The sequence below is a fragment of the Pseudoalteromonas sp. NFXS39 genome, assembly GCF_040148775.1.
Classification (GTDB): Bacteria; Pseudomonadota; Gammaproteobacteria; order Enterobacterales; family Alteromonadaceae; genus Pseudoalteromonas; species Pseudoalteromonas apostichopi.
The window spans coordinates 329,207-351,176 of record NZ_JAGDEC010000002.1; the positions used below are offsets into that span (position 1 = coordinate 329,207).

14 protein-coding genes are annotated in these 21,970 nt (G+C 41.1%); 1 reads left to right on the forward strand and 13 read right to left on the reverse strand.

The window, feature by feature from the left end; translation table 11 throughout:
• Positions 1-158: 158 nt before the first annotated feature.
• Positions 159-1,331: a multidrug effflux MFS transporter gene (locus tag J3455_RS05090; protein WP_167658455.1), complete on the reverse strand. Its 1,173-nt coding sequence runs from the start codon at positions 1,329-1,331 to the stop codon at positions 159-161.
• A 163-nt stretch (positions 1,332-1,494) separates the two neighbouring features.
• Between J3455_RS05090 and J3455_RS05095 the strand changes: the two genes are divergently transcribed.
• Positions 1,495-1,971: a hotdog fold domain-containing protein gene (locus J3455_RS05095; protein ID WP_239977304.1), complete on the forward strand. Its 477-nt coding sequence runs from the start codon at positions 1,495-1,497 to the stop codon at positions 1,969-1,971.
• On the opposite strand, the gene J3455_RS05100 is transcribed toward J3455_RS05095, so the two are convergent.
• The 12 genes from J3455_RS05100 to bcsR all read right to left on the reverse strand — a co-directional run bounded on the left by J3455_RS05100 (position 1,968) and on the right by bcsR (position 21,856).
• Entirely contained in the window at positions 1,968-2,450 is a 483-nt protein-coding gene (locus J3455_RS05100; RefSeq protein ID WP_349561264.1) for a bactofilin family protein, read from the reverse strand. The two genes, J3455_RS05095 and J3455_RS05100, sit on opposite strands and share 4 nt — an antisense overlap.
• Positions 2,440-3,591: a M23 family metallopeptidase gene (locus J3455_RS05105; protein WP_349561265.1), complete on the reverse strand. Its 1,152-nt coding sequence runs from the start codon at positions 3,589-3,591 to the stop codon at positions 2,440-2,442. The genes J3455_RS05100 and J3455_RS05105 overlap by 11 nt, the downstream gene beginning before the upstream one ends.
• Before the next feature lie 152 nt (positions 3,592-3,743).
• Positions 3,744-5,057 (reverse strand): fumarylacetoacetase, encoded by a 1,314-nt coding sequence (fahA, locus tag J3455_RS05110; RefSeq protein WP_178926751.1) that lies wholly within the window; start codon positions 5,055-5,057, stop codon positions 3,744-3,746.
• Between the two features lie 155 nt (positions 5,058-5,212).
• The gene (hppD, locus tag J3455_RS05115; protein WP_130051950.1) at positions 5,213-6,259 is read right to left on the reverse strand and encodes a 4-hydroxyphenylpyruvate dioxygenase; all 1,047 of its coding nucleotides are present in this window, start codon (positions 6,257-6,259) and stop codon (positions 5,213-5,215) included.
• Positions 6,260-6,574: 315 nt separating this feature from the next.
• Positions 6,575-9,298, reverse strand: coding sequence for a metallophosphoesterase (locus tag J3455_RS05120; RefSeq protein WP_349561267.1), 2,724 nt, complete (start codon positions 9,296-9,298; stop codon positions 6,575-6,577).
• Between the two features lie 116 nt (positions 9,299-9,414).
• Positions 9,415-10,845, reverse strand: a complete 1,431-nt coding sequence (locus J3455_RS05125; RefSeq protein ID WP_130051948.1) for a peptide MFS transporter — start codon at positions 10,843-10,845, stop codon at positions 9,415-9,417.
• Positions 10,846-11,089: 244 nt separating this feature from the next.
• Positions 11,090-14,902 (reverse strand): cellulose synthase subunit BcsC-related outer membrane protein, encoded by a 3,813-nt coding sequence (locus tag J3455_RS05130; RefSeq protein ID WP_349561269.1) that lies wholly within the window; start codon positions 14,900-14,902, stop codon positions 11,090-11,092.
• Positions 14,893-16,008 (reverse strand): cellulose synthase complex periplasmic endoglucanase BcsZ, encoded by a 1,116-nt coding sequence (gene bcsZ, locus J3455_RS05135; RefSeq protein ID WP_178926754.1) that lies wholly within the window; start codon positions 16,006-16,008, stop codon positions 14,893-14,895. The genes J3455_RS05130 and bcsZ overlap by 10 nt, the downstream gene beginning before the upstream one ends.
• Entirely contained in the window at positions 16,008-18,257 is a 2,250-nt protein-coding gene (gene bcsB, locus J3455_RS05140) for a cellulose biosynthesis cyclic di-GMP-binding regulatory protein BcsB (protein ID WP_349561271.1), read from the reverse strand. The genes bcsZ and bcsB overlap by 1 nt, the downstream gene beginning before the upstream one ends.
• A complete protein-coding gene (gene bcsA, locus J3455_RS05145) occupies positions 18,254-20,920 on the reverse strand; it encodes a UDP-forming cellulose synthase catalytic subunit (RefSeq protein WP_349561273.1) in 2,667 nt (888 codons plus the stop codon). Before bcsA ends, bcsB begins: the two co-directional genes overlap by 4 nt.
• On the reverse strand, positions 20,913-21,632 hold the full coding sequence (gene bcsQ / locus J3455_RS05150; protein ID WP_178926757.1) for a cellulose biosynthesis protein BcsQ: 720 nt from the start codon (positions 21,630-21,632) through the stop codon (positions 20,913-20,915). Before bcsQ ends, bcsA begins: the two co-directional genes overlap by 8 nt.
• Positions 21,629-21,856: a BcsR/BcsP family cellulose biosynthesis protein gene (bcsR, locus tag J3455_RS05155; protein ID WP_178926758.1), complete on the reverse strand. Its 228-nt coding sequence runs from the start codon at positions 21,854-21,856 to the stop codon at positions 21,629-21,631. The genes bcsQ and bcsR overlap by 4 nt, the downstream gene beginning before the upstream one ends.
• Positions 21,857-21,970: the final 114 nt, after the last annotated feature.

Below are 21,970 nucleotides of genomic sequence, written 5' to 3' on the forward strand. Positions count from 1 at the left end.
TGTGGTTGGGTACAAGAAAAATAATCCGCAAAAACGGAACAAATTATTCTAGAAAGGTGATTTTTATAACTGTGAGATATAAAAGGATGGCTAAATGGGCAAATGAAGTATAACGATTCTCATTTACCCATATTAGCTAAAAGTATGGTAAAACTTTTTTATGACAAGCGCTTATGTTTAAGTAATAAGTAAGTAAAAGGAGTGAGCATCAAAAAATGTACGCCAATTAATACAGGTGTCGTTAAATTTAAAAATTGCGTTATAAACACTAATAAACTTGCGCCACTCATTTGCATCAAGCCGATAAGTGCAGAAGCTGTGCCTGCTTGTTTAGGAAACATACTCAATGCACGACCTGCTGATGAGCCAAGTGTTAAGGCATAACCAAAAGCTGCCAAGAACATAGGAAACATTAAAGCTAAAACTGAATTTTGCTGACTAAAAGCCAGCATTATGCAGCCAGACAATACTAACAACATAAGTCCTGCTTTTAAGGCTCGTTTGGGCTGGCGCTTTATATATATGGGCATGACGAAGCTTGCAAAAATGCTCAGGGCGGCATTACAGGTAAACCAAAAAGTAAAGTCGGTGACACTGCCACCAAGCTCTGTGATTATCCAACCCGGAGCAAGGGTTACAAAGACTAAAATAGCGGACATAGTCACTAAACAAATTAAGCTATGAAATAGAAAGAGTGGTGTGGAGATAATAGGTATAAAGCGCCTTAAGTCGAGAATATGACCACTGTAAACACTGTCTTTAGGGCGGGTTTCTTTATAGAGAAACAAAACTATAAATAGGCCAACAAGTGCAAAACTGACCATGAATAAAAAGTTCATGCGCCAACCAAATTGTACGGTTAACCAAGCACCAAGAATAGGCGCAAGGGCAGGAATAAAGCAGACAATGCCATTTAAGTAAGTAATGATTTGTCCGCTACGCTCACTACCAAATTTGTCTCTAACTATTGCAAAAGCGACGACAAAAGTTGCGCATGCTCCTAAGCCTTGTAATGCTCTTGCTATCATTAAGGTGGTAAAGTCTGGCGCCAAATATGCCCAGAATGCAGCTAGCCCATAAATCGTAACACCGCTAATCGCAACAGGTTTACGGCCAAATTTATCTGCAAGTGGTCCCGCAATAAGCTGCCCAAGACCGACTGTAAGCAAAAAAATAGCCACGGTTTGCTGAAGTTGCTTTTCTGACGCATTCAATTGTTCAGCGATAGTAGGAAATGCTGGAAGATAAATATCAATACCTAATGGGCAAAAAACAACCAGAAGGCCGAGGATAAATAATAAACTGAGGTTTTTGTGCTGGCGTGACTGCATTCGCTCTCCTTTAAAACGGTATTTTATGTGCCCCTAAAGGAAAAGAAAAGCATTCACTTAGCTAAATATGTAATCATCAAAACTGCTAACAAAAAGTTTCCATTTCGCTATCTGGTCTGATGTGTTAATTTCCATCTCACATCAAAAAAAATGGATAATCGTCTTGAGCTCACAATCGTCATTATTAAAAATCTGGACTCAATGTCAGTCACTGCCAAAAGGTAATTGGTTATTTAGTAAAGCTGTCTGTTTTAAAGCTCCTTATTTCGGCTCAATAAAGCCATTGATCACAGGTTTAACAGCAGGGCATTGCAGTGCAACCGTTAAAAACCGCCGAGCAATCCATAATCACATTGGTACTATCCATGCTATTGCCCAGTGTAATATAGCTGAGTTGTGCGCAGGTTTAATGGTCGATGCGACGGTGCCGGCAAAAACACACCGCTGGATCCCAAAAGGCATGACAGTGAATTATATAGCAAAAATTGACACAGACATGCGTGCAGTTGCAGATATAGAAGTACCGAGTGAGTGGTTAGAAAAGCAAGATTTGTTAGTACCGGTGAAGGTTTTTAACAGCCGCGATGAATTGGTGTTTACAGCAGATATCACAATGTATGTAACTGCTAAAAAACGTTAAGACTTATCAGCGGCTTGTTTGTTTACAAACGACAAGTCGTTGTCATCATCGGGGAGTAATGATGAACTGGTTTTTTCTTCAGGCTTAATAGGCGCCACATTATCTTCTTCATGACGATGTTTTAAGCTGCCTTCAATGATTGCTCCCGCTTCAATGCTAAGGGTGTCATGAAATACGTCACCATGGACTTCTGCGGTGCTTTCAATTACCACTTGATTGGCGATGAGTGTTCCGAAGATTTTACCTTTGACAGTTACACTATCAGCCTCAATCACGCCTTCAATCACACCAGTATGACCAATCACTAGGTGTTTAACATGTAAATCACCATCGATCCGACCATCAAGTTGGACTTCACCTTGGCAAGTAAGGCTACCAGTTAAACGGACGTCTTCAGAAATAATTGAAGGAGTATGGTTGGTTCTTTTTAAAGATGAGCCAGACGAGCTAGCTGCTGGTTGCTTTTTTCTACCGAACACGAGAAAGGGCCTTTGTTATTTTAACTGGATTGACATGTTTGCCATTCACTAAAACTTCGTAATGTAAGTGCGTACTGGTGCTACGGCCAGTACTTCCCATTAAGCCAATGACATCATCTTTTGTTACCGTTTGGCCTTTTTTTACTTTAATTTTATTTAGGTGGCCAAAGCGAGTGATGAAACCATTTTTGTGTTGTAGTTCGATAAAATTACCATAACCACCATTACGACCAGCACGAAGAACCGTACCATTAGCGGGCGCAAAAATTTCGGTTTTATGCCAACCAGCTAAATCAACCCCTTTATGAAATGCACGACGACCATTCAATGGGTCTTTACGAAGGCCAAAACTGCTTGAAATGTAGTAATCGGCAGCAGGGAGCGTTTGTGGCAATTCACTCAGCAAACTTTCTAGGTTGTTTAATGCTAATAAGTTATCTGCAATCGCTAAAAATTCAGCAGGAATTTTTGATTCATCAAATAAATCGAGTGGACCACCTTGAGCTGTATCTGAACTTTCTAGTACCGAGGCATTGGCAAGGCTGCTATCAAGGCCTGCACCCTCTAATATGGCAACGATTTCTTGATGGCGAAGTTTTATTTGCTCATCCAATACCACAAAGCTGTTGTTATAAGCGGCATCAAGGCGCACTAAGCGTTCAGGAATACTTTCTAAGCGTTTAACTTGTTTTGGCTGCTGTTCACCTTCTAAAGGAGCATGAAATTCCTCAGAGTGTTCCTTAACAGGTAGAAGCAATGGCTCTGCATTAGTTGGTAGTGCAGGTTTGTTCATTGATTCTGGTAGCGACTCAATCATGCTTTGCAATAACGCTTGTTTTTGCTCAAGAATAGCCAACTGCTCTAATTGTTTTTCATAGGCAGTTTGTTGCTGGTAGCGTTGTTTTTGCCACTGTTGTTGTTTGCTGAGTTGGTTTTGTTCGATGCTGATGATTTGGTCGGCTTGTGACATGATCTGGAGCGTTGAAATACTTAACCAAGCAATAGCTGTTAAAATGACCAGAAGTGTTGTTAATTGTAACCAAGGCGCTAACACTAAGTGCTTTACTTCGCCATTTTGACGGATCAACAGCTGTCTAGCTGGAAAAATCGTGCGGTAAAAAGACTTAAGTTTAACTAACATGGCGTACAAAATTTAACTAATAACCGAGTTAAGATAGCAATCTGATTTAAAAAAGCCAGAAAAAAATTGTAACTCAAGAGAGAAATGGCAAATAAAAAAGGGCAAATAATGCCCTTAATACTTGTTTTGTAAATGAAAATAGCGAGTTATTTTCATTTGGCAGGTAGCACTGTACCCTCAACTGAACCAAAACCAATGCGTGCAAAACCGTCTTTTTCACACCAACCACGCATGATTACGTTGTCGCCATCTTCTAAGAAAGTACGTTGCTCGCCATTAGCAAGGGTGATTTTTTCTTTACCGCCGCGTGATAGCTCTAACAATGAACCTGCTTCTTCGTGCTCTGGGCCTGATTGAGTGCCAGAACCTAACATGTCGCCAGGTTGGAAGTTACAGCCATTTACAGTGTGGTGAGTCACCATTTGCGCCACAGTCCAGTAAGAGTGTTTGAAGCTAGATTTAGATACTTGTGTTGGCGCTTCGCCAGCTGCACGCATCTTTTCAGTTTCGATTTGTACATCCATTTTGATATCGAATGCACCAAACTCACGGTTATGAGAAGACTCTAAATAGTCCATTGGTTGCGGGTCATTTTCATCACGTGTCCAGTTTGTTCTAAATGGCGCCAGTGCTTCTGTAGTAACAATCCAAGGAGATACAGTCGATGCGAAGTTTTTTGCAAGGAACGGACCAAGTGGTTGGTATTCCCATGCTTGTAAGTCACGTGCAGACCAGTCATTGAATACACAGAAACCAAATACGTGGTTTTCAGCATTCTCAATGGCAATTGCATCGCCTAATTCATTACCTTTACCAAGGTAAATACCTAATTCAAGTTCATAGTCTAGGCGTTTACAAGGGCCGAATGACGGTACTTCAGCATCTGGTGCTTTAGTTTGACCGTTAGGACGGTGGAACGTTTGACCTGATACATCAATTGACGATGAACGGCCATGATAACCAATTGGTACCCATTTGTAGTTAGGTAAAAGTGGGTTATCAGGGCGGAATAGGCTGCCTACTGCTGTTGCGTGGTAAATAGAGGTATAGAAGTCAGTGTAATCACCAATGCGACAAGGCAGCGCAAATTCGATATCTGCTTGAGCAATAAGTGCTTCGCTTAATTGCGCTTGCTCACTGGCACCTTCACGTAATGCTTTTGATAACGCAAGACGAAGTGCTGACCAATATTGCTGACCAAGGCCCATAAATTCATTTAATGTAGCTTGGCTCGCTGCTTTAACGGCAACTTGTGCATCACCTGAGAATAAACCAAGGTCGTTTACTTTCGCTAAATCGATAACTTGATCACCAATTGCTACAGCGCCACGGAACGCTTCGTCTGAATTTTTACGACGTACTTCTGCAAAAGGAAGGTTTTGAATTGGGAAGTCACAGTTCGCTTCGTTAGCAGATGCAACCCAGCTTTTTAGATTAATATCGTGGGTTTCGTTAATTAGGCTCATACTCTTTCCTTATTTGTTCGCGCTGATGTGTTAGTTATCTATATGGAGGCAATCAACGCAATTTAAACAGTTAGTTTAAAACAGAATTTAAAACGACAAAAAGCAGCGTGTGAATATAGCCAAACCACACGCTGCTTTTTATTCATCATGATGATTTAGATTACACCACGACGCTCTTGATCTCGTTCGATTGATTCGAAAAGCGCTTGGAAGTTACCTTCACCGAAACCGCCGTCATCTACACGTTGGATCATCTCGATAAAGATTGGACCAAATAGGTTCTTCGAGAAGATTTGTAGTAGGTAACAATTTTCGCTTTGGCTATCTACTAGAATTTGATGCTTACGGATCTTCTCTTTGTCTTCTTTAACCCAAGGCACACGGTCAAAAATTGTATCGTAGTACTCAGGGATGATATCAAGCGTAGCAATCGTTGATTGGTCAAGCTTATCAAGTGAGCTTACTAGGTCATTAGTAAGGAATGCTAAATGTTGTACACCCGGACCATTGTACTCATTTAAGTACTCATCGATTTGGTTGTTGTTGTTATCTTTGCCTTCGTTGATCGGAATCGAGAAAGTACCGCATGGAGATTTAAGTGCGTAAGATAATAACGCTGTTTTTTGGCCTTTAATGTCGAAGTAACGTACTTCAGTAAAACCAAACACGTCTTTGTAAAAGTTAGCCCATGTTTCCATAGTGCCTTTATAAACGTTATTAGTTAAATGGTCGATACGGATGAAGCCTTTGTCTTCAACAATGTTTTGCTCACTTAAATCTTCGAAGTCTGACTCATAGATAGAACCTTTGTCACCAAATTGCTCGATGAAATAGATTAAGCTGTCGCCGATACCGTAGATAGCTGGGTAAGGTAAATCTTTGTGTGTTGAGTCTGTCGCAGGTTTTGCACCGCGCTCAACAGCAACATCGAATGCTTTTTGCGCATTTTCTACACGCCAACCCATAGAACAGATTGCTGGACCGTGGCTTTTAGCAAATTCAGCAGAGAAACCATCACGCTCATTATTTAGTAAGAAATGAATGTCATGTTGGTTGTAGTAAACAATGTCTTTACCTTTGAATTTTTTTAGCTTTGAAAAGCCAAAATCAGTAAACACTTTGTCCATGTAATCTGCATCAGGTGTTGCGTATTCAGTGAATTCAATGCCCATTAGGCCTAATGGATTATTTACTTCGCTCATTGTCATTACTCCCGCAATTATAAGCACTGCGCTAAAAAAGAATTATTGTTCTGTAATGAGCGGATGATTAACCAGAAATTCGATAAGGGGAAGATCCCAGCACTATTTAGCTAAAGCCTTCTTTGTAAATTAAATGGGACAATGATTTTAATTTCAGCAATTGCCCTAACAAAGGCAGTGAGTAAGCCACTAGGTTGACTAAAAGAGGTTAACCATCTTTATGGTTATCTATATGTATTTAATAGTAAATTTCAGCGTTTTTCAGGCAATAAAAAAGGCCTGAAACGGCCTTTTTTATTAAGGTGATTGTATAGTTTAGTTTACGGTTTGGCGCGCTTTGTTAAAAAACTTGCTGCGTTGTTGTAACCAAGGGTTATTCATAATTTGTGGTGCAGCTTGATAATGACGCTCAACTACTTGGTTTAAGGTACGGGTTGATTGCGTAAAATTAAGTTGTTGCTGGGCAGCACCCATATTGGCAATCTCGGCATCAGTCATCGCACGACCTGCAAATAACAAGGCGTTTAAGTAACCCGGCTTAGTTTCGTAGTCATTATCGGTTAAAAGTAAGGCCGCATTGTTTATTGCCCAGCGCTCATTGATTTCACCTTCATCTTTAATACCAATTAGCTCGCCATCAAGATAAATTTTTAGTGCACCATTGTTTGGAGCAGCATAAAACACAAAAGCAATACGGTGCCAGCTGTTTGCTGTAAGCTCGCCAAAGTAACCGCTATCACTGGTGGCAATACCGATGGCGTTATCTCGGCTGACGTAAAGGTCTGCGTCATCACTATTAGTGATATCGGTTTGTAGTAATGAGCGCCACTCATTGGTGCTTTGTTCTGGCCACATAATATCCATCACTAAGGTGTAATCAGCGATAAGGCCTTCTGTTTGATAATCACCATTAGCAGCACTATTAGCCGTTAAGGTTAAGCCTTGTGTTGGGCTATGACGAGCAAAGGACAACACGCCAGAGGCTCCACTTGGTAAATCAGTAATTTCAAGTTCAGTGGTGGTCGCAAATTGGCTATTCTCTGGCCCCCAGTTTTTGTCTTCAGGGTCATAAAAGCTGAGTGTTGCAGGGCCAAAGTCACTGCTAAACCCTTGCTCAGGATTATTAAAATTCCATACTGTGACTGCATCATCCGTTTTACACGCATTAAGCGTGTTATCGGTATCGAGATATAAACATTGGCTGGTGCGTGCTCGTGCGTAATTATCAAGCAGCCACCAACTTTCAGCGACCAATTGCGCTTCTAAGTTTGGCAGAGCTGGAAAGAATAATTCGCTATTAAGCGCTGGGCCTTTAAATAGAGCTACGTGGTAATTACTTGCATCATTAATGTTATCAGGCACTAAAGAGACCCATTCAGGTCGGCTTTCGAGCATGTTTTTTAATTGGCTGCCTGTCACCGCGACTTGATAAATTGAATTAAAGCCCGGGGTATTCGATGGTTGGCGTTCAACCTTAAACGCGGCATGGAAGTCTTCTTGGGTTAACGTTCCTGGTAGCCAGCGATCTTGTACTTGGCTTGCATCAAGCAAGGCCGCATCAATAGCAGGGAACTGCTGCATGGCAGCTTTGGCAGTAATCGTCGTGAGTTCTTCTGCAGTGGGGTAATTTTCTGAAACGGCAATTTCGGTATTTGCATCTGGGGCATAGCGACCCATGATTTCATCAATGGCGGCTTTAGTGCTTTCATCTCGGGTCGTAATGCTGGTTGTTGCTACGGTATTGTAATCAACATCTGCAAGCGTTTTGTCATCAAGGTTAAAGGTTAAGGTAAGATCAGTTAGCCCTTGAGCAAAAAAGTTTGGCTGAATGACAATGCTGCCGTTATCTAAGGTTTGATAGCTTTCACCGCCATGGGTATGTCCACCAAGTACTAAATCAATTCCTGCAACATTTTGTGCAATACGGGTGTCAGTGCCTTCACCTAAGTGACTCACCATGACCATGTAATCAACATCTTGACGGTATTGGTTAACAATCTGCTCAGCCACTTCTTGCCACTGCCAATTCATTTTGAAATTAGCGATAAAATCAGGGATCGGTTCCTCTTCGATAGGATCATCAAGTTCATTCCAAGGCACTGAAGTCATACCAAAAAAGCCAATTCGAAGACAACCAACTTGGACAACTGAAAAATCGACACCAGCAAATGGCGTATCGCTGCTACCATCATATTCGGTATTACTTGAAAGCACGATGGCATTATCGTCATCGGCAAAGTCCAGCAGTTGCTCAGGTCCCCACGCATAGTCGTGGTTACCAATCACTCGTACGTCAAAGGCCATTGCTTTTATTGCTTCGACTGTGGCTAACCCTTGTGAGGTTTGTTCAGCTACAGTGCCTTTTTCATAATCGTCACCGCCATTGGTGAATAAGGTGTTAGGGTTTTCAAGTTTTGCATTGTCGTAGTAACTGCGAATACGGCTGAATAATTGCTCTTTAAAGCCAAAGCGCGCGTGTAAATCAGCAACATGAATAAAGCGTACAGTTTGGTTACTGGCTGTGTCATTACATTGCTCGCCAATGGTTTTACTAACCGAAGGAATGGTGCGAGAAATTAAAGCAAAGCTACCAAATTCTGTGATAGCACTGACTGCAAATCCATCATCGCTTTGTTCAGTAGTGAGAGTTTGCCATTGCTCATCGACTAACTGCACTATGCTAAAGGCAAGGTTGGTTTGTTCATTTGGTAACTTAATCGCTAAACTTAATGGCTCAGCAAATATCAGGTTATTGGGGCGAAAGGTATGAATGCTCGAGACAATACCTTGCTCTATATCTGTGCTTGAAGCGCTTGTCTCAGTGTAAGTAAATGTGGTGTCTGTTGTAACCGTGTTACTTATTGCATTAAGTGTGACATCGCCCTGTGCAAATTCAGCCGATAAACCATTTTCAACAGAAATAATTAAACCAGACTGATCAGGAGCTGCTGCGACTTCTTTTGTTGTTTTATCGCCACCACATGCCGTCAGTAATAAGCTAGTCAGAATAATGACCAGTAGTTGAGTGTTAGAGCGCACTTACTCAGTTCCTTTGCCATACCAAATTAGTATAAGAATATAGTATCAGTTTTAAGGGCGTAGAGGGAATAGGGGAGAGAGAAATTCCCCGCAGCGGGCGCTACGGGGAATAAATATTATTGCTTTTCAGCTGTCACTTCTAGCTCTTCAGCTAGGATATGCTCAGTAGTTTGTGGCTCGTGTTGGCCTTCAGCACCGTGCATCCAAGCTACAAGTTTGTCGCTTAGTAAGTACATGATAACAGCAGAAAGAACCGCAGTTGCGCCTAAACCAATGAAGATACCCATCGCGTTGTCTAACGCTTCTTCACCTTCACCTAGGAATGAACCTACGAAACCTGCAATTTTGTTTGCAACCGCTGTACATAGGAACCAGATACCCATAAGCATTGAAGCTAAACGTAGTGGTGCAAGTTTACTCACCATAGATAAGCCAATTGGAGATAAACACAACTCACCTAGCGTGTGGAATAAGTAGAATAATACTAACCACATCATGCTGATTTGTAGGTGCTCACCTTGACCTTGTGTCATAAGCGCCAGGATCATAGTAATGAAACCAAGTGCTAAGAAAATAAGTGCAATAGCAAACTTAACTGGTGAATTTGGTTCACGTTTATCAAGCTTTAACCAAATAATGGCAACTAAAGGTGCAAATACAATGATGAAAATTGAGTTTAATGACTGGAACCAAGAAGCAGGCACTTCAAAACCAAGTAACATACGGTCAGTGTAATCGTTAGCGAAAAGGTTCATTAAACCACCCGCTTGTTCAAAGCCCATCCAGAAGATGATGCTGAATACACTCATAGTGAAGATAACTTTAATACGGTCAGTTTCAACTTTAGTTAATGGCTCTTTAGTATTTGATTCAGACTGCGCTTGAGAAAGCTTAGCTGAAGGTACAACACCGATGTTGCCTAAGTATTTGTTGCTTAATGCAAGCTGTAAAAGTACAGATAAAACCATACCTACACCAGCTACGATGAAACCCCATTGCCAGCCCATTGCTGCAGCAGCATAACCCGCAACTAGAGGACCTAATGCACCACCTAAGTTGATACCCATGTAAAAGATAGTAAATGCGCCATCACGACGTTGGTCACCTTCTTTATATAAATCGCCAACCATGGTTGAGATGTTTGGCTTGAATAAACCGTTACCAATACAAAGAAGGGTTAAACCAATATAGAATACGTTTTCTTCTTGGCCAGCTAAGTAGCTGTGCGGAATACCCATAGTGAAGTGGCCAGCAGCCATTAATAAACCACCAAGGATAATTGCTTTACGTTGACCCAATACGTTATCGGCTAACCAACCACCAAACAGTGGTGTAATGTATACAGCCATTGTGAAGGTACCATAAAGGCTTAATGCGTCTGCATTTGACCAACCAAAACCACCTTCTTGAACAAGCGCTACTAAGTATAAAACTAAGATGGCGCGCATGCCGTAATAACCGAAACGTTCCCACATTTCTGTGCCGAACAACAGGAACAACCCTTTAGGATGCCCTAAAAAGTCACCTGCTTTTGGTAATGAACTCATATTTACTTCCTAACTCTAAGTTTTTATTTGAGGCCTTATTGTTTTTGCTTTGGTCGTTCTATGTATTTATTTAGTGAACGGGCGGCCATGTTTTTTGATGCAGCTAAGATAATGGTTTGTTGCTCAAGTTTTATACTTGAAGGTAAGAGACACACCCTTATCCTAGCTACAAGTGCGCTACAGTATACATAGACCTTATGGTGAGGGGAAGATCTTGCGACACTTGCCCCTTGGGATGCGATGGTTAGTAGCTTGCATAAGGCACAACAGGTTTCCCAGGGAATGCCAGCTCGCTATACACCGGATTAAAGTAATAACGGAAGTACAGCTGAGCGTAATTCGGTTCGTAAAAATCGGCTCTATCTAGGTTGAAGTAACCACCAAAGAACCAATGAGGAGTGAATCGATACTCAAAACTTGCCCCTAAGTTATACGATAAGCCGCTGCTGGTATCGCCCTCAAAGTATGGCACAACACCTGTTACGGCTGTTTGAGCTTCTGCTTGGCCTTGCAAAATAGGGTCGTTCGGGAAAAATGCGATGTCGTCAGTGGTAGTGGTAGACCAAGATACCCCAGCACGAAGCCTATAAATAAAATTATGACCAACCCGTTTATCAAAAATAACAGGTAAAGAAGCACCCAAGTAGTTTTGCGGACTGTAATAGCCACCATGTCCCCAGGTTTCTTCACTTAAATTATACTTATATGACCAGTGTAATAAGTTAAGACCTAGGCTTAATTCGGCGTTTCTTTCGCGAATATAGCGATAGTAACTACCACCCATTAGGCTGTAGCTTTGGTTGTCTTTTACATTTTTACCTTGCAAGATTTGATAGTTGGTGCTGCCCCAAAAACCCCAGTCTAGGCCTAGGTCATGGGATAGGCTAAGTTGTAATTGCGTTGCTCTAACGCCACCCCATACTTGGTTGGTAAAGACATCTTCAAGTCCGGCGTAAGATAATACAGAGCTAGTTACTGGGCGTTTATTAAACGTGACGCCATAACCAAAGTCGCCTAAATCACCTTTGTAATTAACGCCCCACACGATATCTTCGACTAGAAAGCCAAGTGGAGTAGTACCAACATCAATGCGCCATTGCTCGTTTTGCCAAGCAAGGCCAATATCCATACCTTGTTGCTTTGGTTTTATACTTAAAAGTGGGCAGTCAAAAATACACAAGGCTCCTTGACCATAGCGGCTACCTGCAAAGGTTTCATCAAAGCGGGTTTCTTGGCTCGATATTGTCATTGGGTCTAATTTCACAATCCCAGTGCCACCCCATAGCGGGAAGCCTGCTTCAATAGGCGTTGCACCAGCGCCGAGGGTTGACTCATTTTGCGTGCTGGTTTGGCTACTTAAGTTGATTGCAGCAGTGATATACGCTTGTTCATCGCGCTCGATGCTTTGTAATTGGCGCTTGGCATTATTGACATACCATGCTTCATTTTCATCAAGGGCATACAGCTCATAGTTCTGTTCATCGCTTAAGTTGCTCGTTGCAGTATCTGGATCAACTGCAGCGCGGTACCAGCTTTGAGCAAGCGTAGTTTGTTGTTTAGCTTGTGCAACCGCTGCCGCTTGATAATAAAGTTCTTGGTTATTGTTTGATTTAGCCAGTAATTGCTCAGCTAGATTAATGGCGCTTTGTGTATCTTCAAATTGTTCAAGTGCGGTCATTAATTGCTGCTGGCGATAGCTTTGCTCACTGGAAACTTGATTAATTTGTCCAGCAATGATGCGATCTGCTAAATCATTCTGTTGCTGCTGACGAGCAAGTGTCGCAATAGCTAAAGCAGTATCCGTTGACACAGTTTGACCTTTTGCCATGTGCTGCTCAAAGCGGGTAATAGCCTGGTTACTATTGCCTTGCTCGATATGAGCATTGATCAATGCTTCTGCCAATTCTCGGTTATCTGGGTAGCGTGTTTCAAGCGCTGAGAGCTTAGCTATTCGTTGGTTACTATCGCTAAAGCGATTAATATAGTTTATTTGCAGTGCTAGCCATTGTGACTGCTCAGCATCGGTTGCGTTACTCGGCAGTTGATAGTCAGCAAACCAGATATCAGAGGCATTTTTATCGTCGCTTTCAATAAGCCAAGCTGCATAGGTCATATGCCAATAAGGACTCAAGCTTGGATCACGAATTAGGGCTTTTTTCAGCTGCCTAATCGCATATTGTTGCTCATTAATTTGCTGCCATTGGCTGGCAAGCTCTGCTTGCATTAAAGGCGTTAATGGTTGTGCTTCTAACTCGGTGAGCTTATAAATCACCGTGGCCTTATTAGTGGCTGTATTATTGGCAGAGAGTCTTTCAAGCTTGGTATTAATGCTCAATTGCTCTGTGAGTACATTGATTTGTTCAGTACGCGCGTTATTTGGAATGTAATCTAAGGTTGCCAATGCTCCTTGAAAATCATTCAACGAACGTAAAAATAAAGCATGGCTATAGCGTAGCTCTGCATCTAACGGAAATTGCCACAAGGTTTTTTTATAAAGAGCTTTGGCATGATCAACCAAACCTTGTTGTTGGTATAAATTTGCAAGGTCATAATAGAGCCAACTTTGACGAGGGCTTTGTTTGATTGCCAAAAGTAACACATCAACTGCTTCATCTAGCTTACCTTTGGCAGTAAGGTCATCAGCGCGGGCTCGCAATTGTTGTGTTTGTAATAGCGTGTAATCTTCAGTAATCAATGCCTGTTGTTGTTGATTTAAACTGTTATAAAAACGATGACTACGAGCATAATTATCATCTGAGGCAGTTAATTCGAGCATGGCGCTCAAGGTAGCCTGTTGCAAGGGATCGTCTTTTAGGACTTGCTTATAGAAATTCATCGCGTTTTGGTATTGCCCAGCTTGCTTGGCAAGTTCTGCGCGGTAAAACAACACGGTATTCGGGTCTTCATTTAAGGTATCAGCTAAATCAAGTTTGAGACCTGCACGTTTCAATTCATTGCTATTGATGGCCGATTTAGCTTCATCTATGTATTGCCAAAAACGTGCGGTATTGGCCAAACCTATAAATACAGTAATACGATTTGTATCGATACTATATTGTTGGGCTTTTTTAAAGTACTGGTACGCTTTGGCATTTCTACCTTGTCTAAGATTTAATAACCCAAGACTATTGTATATTTCAGGGTCTTGAGGTCGGCCTTGTAGAGCTTTTTTAAATAGTTTTTCAGCTGTATTAAAATGGCGTTTTTCAAGCTCAGTGCTGCCTTTAAGCCATGTTTGGTAAGCTGGATCGGCTTGTTTCTTTTGCTCAGCTAAATGTGCTTTTTTAAAGTCACTAAATTGCAACTGACCTTTACTGCTTTTTGGGTAAGCAGCAAAGTAACGCTGATATTCGCGTTCAGTTTGTTTATTAAGCGGCATATCTTCAAGTGCCGCAAGCCAAGCAAATTCAGCTTCAACACCGTATTGGTTACTGTGTGCATAATGGCTCAGTAATGCGATGGCTTCTTTATTACTCGGGTTTTGCTTTAATAAGTGACGTGCATAAGCAAGCTCAAAACGGCCGCTATTCGGGTAGCGCTTTATCAAAGAGCGATAGCCACGCAATGCTTGTTGGTATTGGTTTGTGTCTTGAGCAAGCCAGTTTATGTGTTCAAGTTCATATTCAATATTAGGGTAGGCTGACTTAAACAGGCGATTATAAATTTTCACCGCATCGCTGTATTGCCCAGCTCTGGCACGTAGCCGAGCTTGCTGAACGGTTTCTTTGTCTTGATTATTTACGCGTGCGAGCATGATTAAGCTTGTTACGCACGGATGCGACAGATTACTAAGCTCTGCTAACCGAGCATTGGCTTTGTCACTTTCTTTTAGACTATATAAAACGCGCACCTCGGCGCATTGCACTTGAGTATTTTTAGGTGCAATGCTTTGCAGTTTTTCTAAGCTGTCGCTCATTAATTGATTATCGCGCTCAATTTCACCAAGTTGTATTTGGCTAATTAACCAATCAATTGATTGACTATTAAGGTCCTTGTTATTTGCTGCGGATGCACTGGAGCTCGCTAAAACTGCTGCAAGTAGCCACTTTATCGGCATTCATTGCTCCAGTTAGTTGTTAATGTTCCTTTTTTATCAATACTAAAACGCTTATTCAGGGCGCTATTAGCAAATAAATACAATACGCTGTCGTAATAGCGGCTGGTGGTAAAGCGTTTATCCATCATGATTTGCTGCTGTAGCGCAGTGACAGTTTGTGAAGCATTATCTTCTGCAAGCAGTGGTAGTAATGCCGCAATAAAGCCACTTGGGGCGTTGCCTGATGTTTTTCCCGTTAGCGCATTGGTTTCAAGTGGCACTTTGCCTGAAGAGACGATGCTATCAACAAAAGGTTTAAACTGTTCAGTGAGGTTTTTTTTATATGCAGCATTATTAGCCATCATGCTAGCCCAAAGGTAGACACGAATCGCATTATAACTGCCGGTTGCTGGAGCTTTTTTATCATGATAAAAGCCTTTTTCAACACTGTAATTAACCCAGTCAGGGCTCACGCCTTTTGGTGCTGTATCTATTAATAACTGCGCAGAGTTATCGTGTAATGTTTGCCAAGGTGAATGTGGGTATAGGTGCGCAAATTGCGCAAATATAAATAGCGGTGCATAGCTTGGGTTTAACTTCCAGTGACTGTCTTTTTTAAAGCCTGTTGGCCCAGGTAATAGAGTCAGGCCAAGGCTTGGTATCTGCGCCGTTTCTTCGCGAATGATGCGCTCAGCAAGTACTGAGCTGAGCACTGCATAGCGTCTTTCATTCCATAATATTGCAGCTTGTGAAAGGCTATAAGCAATCCATAAATCTGAATCAGACGCTGGATTTGAATCAAGGATTTGTCCTTGGTTTTGCTTTATTCCCCATTGCCATGCTGGTAAACGGGTGCTTAAATCACCTTCAGAAAGGTGCACTTCGGTCCATTCAAGTAATTTATCAAAGCTGGCTTTATCATTTGCAAGTAAAGCAAAGAATAGCGCATAAGATTGCCCCTCTGAAGTGGTGATGCTGTATTCACTGCCTAAATCAATCACTCGTCCTTCGGGTGTAATGAAGTGAGTTTTAAAGTTATTCCACTGCGGCCATGTACTACAACTTAACTGAGCCAATGCATTGGTAGAATAAATAAAAACGAATAATAAAGAAGCGATAGTTTTCATTATGCTTTATCTCCTTCAGATAAACGTTTTTTGGTTAGTAGTGCGAGCACTCGCCACAACATAAATGAAATAAGTAATAGTGTTAGTAGCGATAAAATCGCTAACAGTACTGGACGGTCTGAAAAGTGAAACCAAATGAGCGTATGAATAGGCACGTGACCGACAAAATACTGCTCATCGGTTTTAATCGTTTTGATGCCTTGGCTATTAATAATTGCTGAACTACCTGTAATTTGAACCGTTTTTTCTTCATTTAATAGGGCATCAGTTAGTAGTGCATAAGCACTTTCATTACTGGCAATCAAAGAAACTACTGAGCGGTCTGAATCGAACGGTGACTGGAATCCTGACATCACGGCTAAACGACCAATGCTACTTATGTTTACTTTAATTTTTTCAGCGCCTTTGGTGTCATATGCACCATTGTAGATAGCTTGATCGACAATGCGTTGGTTGTTGTTGAACAGCACACTTAACGCGCTGTCTTTGGCAAGCGATGTTAAGAAAGAATCAGGCTTACCAATGATAATAATGTCTTTATCTTTTAGCGCAAATTGGTTGCTTGGAAATTGAATGTCTAAACGGTGCGCAGGATAGCCAGTAATAGCGCCTAAATGACCTGTGAAGTTAAGTAATAAGCTAATCGCATTAACTGAGCTGTTAGCTTCCATTACTAAAGTACTTTGGTGTAAATCGGCATATTTGGTGAATGGAAAACCACCATTTGCAAAAGCGCGTAAGTTTGGCATGGCAATGTAGTGATGGAAGTCACTTACATCAATCGTTGAGCTGCCATCAATTGCACCAAACTCACCACCGGCAGGAATGGCACTACACTCACCTGTTTTTACTACTGCAAAATTAAAATCATAAGTTAGTTGATTCTTAGTTGTTAAATCAAGGCCTGTTAATTCAAAGTCTTGGCGAGTTTTTGTTGGGTTGTAATCTGAAAGTAGAGGCAATAAGGTATTGGTTGTAATAGTCTTACCACCTTCATTATCAAGAATAAAGCCATCCACAAATTTATCGTTTATCAGCATATTTAAACGCGACAACATGTTTTTCTCAACTGGTGTGTTGCGGTAATTCAAAGTAATAGGAATACCGTTTTCACGCCAAGTGAATAAATCTGGTGCAAAGCGTAAATCTAAACGAACTGGCAGACCGCGATAACCCTCTGACTGAAGTTGGGTTGGGTATTCAATAAACTCATCAAAGCTCACTGCGCGATCAGAACGCACCCACAGTGGCGCATCGTAAGCTTCTCTAAGTGGTAAGTTGCTAATTGCTTCGATGATTGCACTGCGACCTGTCATTACCTTATAGCCAAAGACTAAACCAACAACGGCTTCTTTTAATTGTGCTGTGTCTTTACCTAAAACTAGAAGTAATTTGGCGTAGCGCTGAGTCGGGCTGCTGATAATTTCTACAGTTGGTTTTTCAACATCAGGGTAATTCAATAAAAAATCAGGTTTGTTGTCGTTTGTTGCAAAGACGACACTATGCTCTGTTGGTGTTGCATTGATTTGTACAGGGAATTGTGCTTTGCGCCATTTTGCTTGTGCCCCAAAAAAGCTTGATAGCGCTGCAGCTGCTTCTAGCGTATTTTCATCCGGTTGTGATGCAAAAACAAATGGTAAGGTTAGTCTGCTGTAATCACGTGAATCAAAAAATGGCGCAGGGAAATACTCAAGTAAGCTTTCAAGAGCTAGTGACTGACGGTCAATTGAAATACGGCTACTTTTACTTAGCTCTGCCCAAATTGTGTCACTGTAGCCATCTTGACAAACCATGTCGTAATAACCTACTAGCTCAAAACGTATTTGGTTGAAGTCTTTAATCAACTTAGGATTAAGTACAACACTCTGCTCAGACACTTTGCCAATTGGAGAGTCTTTCTTATCAAAAGGTAACACTGTCACTAAGTTTTCATTTAAGAAAATCTTTAAATGTGACACCCGGGCAAGAAGTGATGGTGACGATGTGTATGAAAAGTCTAGGGTTAGCTTTTTACCTAGCTTATCTAAGCGATTCGTAAAATCAACACGCGTACTGTTGCTAATACCATCAAGTTTAAACTTGCTTAAACCAAGCTTTTCAAAGCTTAATGTCATGGTTTCAATTGGCGCTTGTTCAGGGTAACCATCATCAAAAATCGCTTTATTAGGGAGAGGCTCAGCACTTATCGCCCAGCTAGATGTGCTGAGTGTGGCAACAGCTAATAACAAGGTCAAAATAGTTTTTATCATGATGTTTTTAGTACTTTTGTTGGTTTTTTAGGTAATAATGACGCCACAAAGTACAAGACCCTGGATACAAAGGAAATCACTGGTCTTAATTCATTTGGAGCATGGAAAATCAAGTTCTTAAAGCCTTTTAGGCTGGTATAAAAAACGTGAGAAAAACTGTATGAAGGCTTATCGTGTTTAAAGTTCTCTTGCCAATCAAGCCAAGCATCGGCACGTGAGAAAGTGCATTGAATAAAGGCTTTTTGTTTTTCTAAATCTAAATCTCTTAGGGTAAGACCCAGCTGCTTATCGCGGGTGTTACAGATATAAGTTGGAAATGAAAACTGCTTTAAGCCACGACTCATTAACAGCTCTACCTTATCGTTTACACGGCAAAGATGGGTATGTTCAGTTTCCAGACCAACACCATTGTTTGAGTAATCAGTAATTTTAACTTTAATGGTACGGCCATTAGCCAGACGAATGGCTGCAGGGAAGTTTGCTTTTATACGATGTGAGCTGCGCACTTGTTTTGCTTCAGCGGCAACGGCCACAGCTGCACCTAGAATTATCACGTTATAGCTTGCCCATAACATGCTAATGACCAGTACACCTATTTGTGAGCTGTCACCAAAGAACAATCTGAACACGCCATAGGCCATACCCAACACGTTAACAAGTAACAAGATGATATAGGGCTTTGAAATCGTCCAGTCGTAGTGATCTTGTTTGTTTAAACCACCTTTTTCAGTCACGTTAAATTTGCCCTTATTCGGGTTGATAAGCGCAACTGTGGTGGGTTTTAAGATATACCAAGCAAGTACTGACTCATAAACTTCGCCCCAAAATGAATAGCGGTACTTACCTTGAATTCGGGAATTGGTTATTTTTACTTGTAATAAGGTCGGTACAATATAAAGAAAGATGGCAACAAACGGTGCATAGATAATTTGCGCATTAAAATAAATTAATGCCAGTGGCGCTGTTAAGAACACAATACGCGGGATACCCGATAAAAAGTGCAGCATGGCGTTTAAGTAGCATAACCGCTGGGCAATATTTAAGCCTTTACCAAGCAGTGGGTTATCTAATCGGAATATTTGTGCCATGCCGCGTGCCCAGCGAATACGCTGACCAACGTGGGCAGATAAACTGTCAGTGGCAAGGCCGGCAGCTTGCGGAATATTAATATACGTTGTTTTGTAACCAGCGCGCTGCATTCTCAAAGCAGTGTGGGCATCTTCTGTGACGGTTTCTACGGCAAAACCACCAATTTCTTCAAGGGCACTGCGCCTTAAAACAGCACACGAACCACAAAAGAAGGTCGCATCCCACATATCGTTGCCATCTTGAATTAAGCCATAGAACAACATATTTTCATTTGGGATTTTCCGATGGTTTTTGAGGTTGCGCTCAAATGGATCGGCAGAAAAAAAGTGGTGAGGTGTTTGTACTAAACACACTTTACTGTCATTGATGAATTGTCCCATAGTCATTTGTAAAAATGAGCGAGCAGGGATATGGTCACAGTCAAAAATAGCAATGTAGTCGCCATTAGTTACTTTCATCGCATGGTTCATGTTACCGGCTTTGGCATGGTTGTTATCAGGGCGAGTTAAATAACCAACACCAATTTGCTTTGCGAATTCGGCAAATTCAGGGCGCTTACCATCATCTAAAATATAAATGTTAAGCTTATCTGCAGGCCAATCAATACTTTGCGCGGCGATTGTAGTCGGTTTAACAACATCAAGCGGCTCATTATAAGTAGGAATATAAATATCAACTGTTGGCCAGTTTACTGTGTTTTGATCTAAAGCGATTGGTTTACGGTTTAAAGGATTGATGGTTTGGAAAAAGCCTAATATTAGTACTAACCAAGCGTAACTTTCAGCAAGCAGCAAACCAATCCCTAGGGTAAGGGCTAAAGGGTCACCCCAGTTAAGAGTGTCAGTGTAGCGCCACCATAGATAACGTGTAGAGGTTGTCACAGAAAGGGTGATCATCACAATAGTGGCTATTTTCCCTTCAACGCGTCTAAGTGAGTAAGCAACAATTAAAATTAAACTAATAAACACCGCTTGTGCTTCAATACTAAATGGTACAGTCACAAATATAGCTACGGCAAAAACAATGAAAGTGAAAAACGCGACTTTTAATGTGCTGTTTTTCCAAAGTGAAGAGCGGGTTAGTGTTTTATATGAGTTAGTATTTGTTTGATCTCTTGCAATTAACCAAAGCCCTTTAAAAGAGCGAACTAACTTATTATCTGCAAGTCTTAATAAGCGGGCTGATCGCGTGATTTTACGCCAAGATTTACGCTGCTCCGCGGCTATTTGTTGTTGTGAGGTTGTGGTGGTGTTGAAAAGCGCAAGGTACACACTTTGCAATACGATCCGAATGCAGTTAGTCGGTGTCAAAACAGGTTGTGAAACATGAGGGTATAAGCGTTTAAGTTTAAGCTTTAGTTCACGTTTTTTATTGTTATCTAATTTAATAAATAATGACAAAAAAAGTACAAAGAAAGGAAGTAAAAACGCACCCAACAAGCTCATTTTATGCTGATTGTAATAACTATAAAATTTAATAAATACAAAGCGCACAAGTTGTTTCGTTAAAAACAAACTTAAAAGGCCCTTGAGCAGGCGATGCGAAACCCCGTTTGAACTTGTATTATTACTCATTCTGACTCGCACGGCTTACAAGCCAACCAGCTAGCGTTTCAAAATCGTCATTGGCAACGCTATATGGCGCACAATTAATTGCCACATTACGAAACGCAGTGGCTTCTTTGATAACTTCATCTCTATTGATATATAAAGGTGCAATTAATGGTAATTCAGTTTGCCAAAGCTGCAATAAATCTGATTCAAGCTCAGAGGCTGAATTATATTTATTGGTTAAAAAATAATGCTGCCATGATGATTCAGCCTGCTTTAGAGTGTTTAAACGTTTGAAAGCAAAACTGTGACAAATTGCATCACAATTAATAATCTCAAGGAATATATCGTCTTCATTTAGCGAATAGCGGTGCACATCAACATGGGCTGGGCAGTCAAATAAAAACCAGCTGTCATCGCTGTCATTAAGCTGCTGACAACTCTCTATAATACATGAAAAGTCTAACCCTAAGTTCGAACGGCTGCCATAGGGTAAAAACTTTACGCCATCGTTATCTTGGTGAAACTGCTCACATGCAGAGGCAAAGTTTGGGTAATCACTCCAGCCTAGCTGATGCTCCCACGCAAGACCAAGATGTAGGCCTAAGTCGCTCTTTGGGTCTAAATCGATGGCATACACAGGCACATTTGATTTTCTCAAAGCACAAGCAAGGTTGGCCACAATAGATGTTGTACCTGTTCCACCCTTAATACCTTTCAAGAAAACTCGTTTCATTTATGATTCTTTATTGCGTTTTTGTTAATTTTTTCTGTGCGCAGGGCTTCTTTGGTCGCTAGTGCAATATCGTTAAGCAAAGGGTACTTTTCAATCGTTTTGCGATTTTTTTCAACATCAACAATTTCAACATAATCCGTTTCCTTGCCGCCAAATTGTCGTAACAGCTTTTCAATATCGTATTGAGTTAAGGTGTGTGAATTTTTTACTGCAAAGTCATTCATCTAAAAAACCGTTATGAGAAAAATTAGCTTAAAAATGTTCACGATCCATGGACATAATCTGCATTATATATAGAATAGCGTTTAAAACTAGTACTAAAGTATCTTTTTTAAGGG

Excerpts from the sequence above, each read along its gene's own strand:
- bcsQ (WP_178926757.1), bottom strand. The coding sequence starts at position 21,632 with ATGAAACGAGTTTTCTTGAAAGGTATTAAGGGTGGAACAGGTACAACA.
- bcsR (WP_178926758.1), bottom strand. The coding sequence starts at position 21,856 with ATGAATGACTTTGCAGTAAAAAATTCACACACCTTAACTCAATACGAT.
- bcsB (WP_349561271.1), bottom strand. The coding sequence starts at position 18,257 with ATGATAAAAACTATTTTGACCTTGTTATTAGCTGTTGCCACACTCAGC.
- J3455_RS05125 (WP_130051948.1), bottom strand. The coding sequence starts at position 10,845 with ATGAGTTCATTACCAAAAGCAGGTGACTTTTTAGGGCATCCTAAAGGG.
- J3455_RS05130 (WP_349561269.1), bottom strand. The coding sequence starts at position 14,902 with ATGCCGATAAAGTGGCTACTTGCAGCAGTTTTAGCGAGCTCCAGTGCA.
- bcsA (WP_349561273.1), bottom strand. The coding sequence starts at position 20,920 with ATGAGTAATAATACAAGTTCAAACGGGGTTTCGCATCGCCTGCTCAAG.
- bcsZ (WP_178926754.1), bottom strand. The coding sequence starts at position 16,008 with ATGAAAACTATCGCTTCTTTATTATTCGTTTTTATTTATTCTACCAAT.
- J3455_RS05105 (WP_349561265.1), bottom strand. The coding sequence starts at position 3,591 with ATGTTAGTTAAACTTAAGTCTTTTTACCGCACGATTTTTCCAGCTAGA.
- hppD (WP_130051950.1), bottom strand. The coding sequence starts at position 6,259 with ATGAGCGAAGTAAATAATCCATTAGGCCTAATGGGCATTGAATTCACT.
- fahA (WP_178926751.1), bottom strand. The coding sequence starts at position 5,057 with ATGAGCCTAATTAACGAAACCCACGATATTAATCTAAAAAGCTGGGTT.
- J3455_RS05090 (WP_167658455.1), bottom strand. The coding sequence starts at position 1,331 with ATGCAGTCACGCCAGCACAAAAACCTCAGTTTATTATTTATCCTCGGC.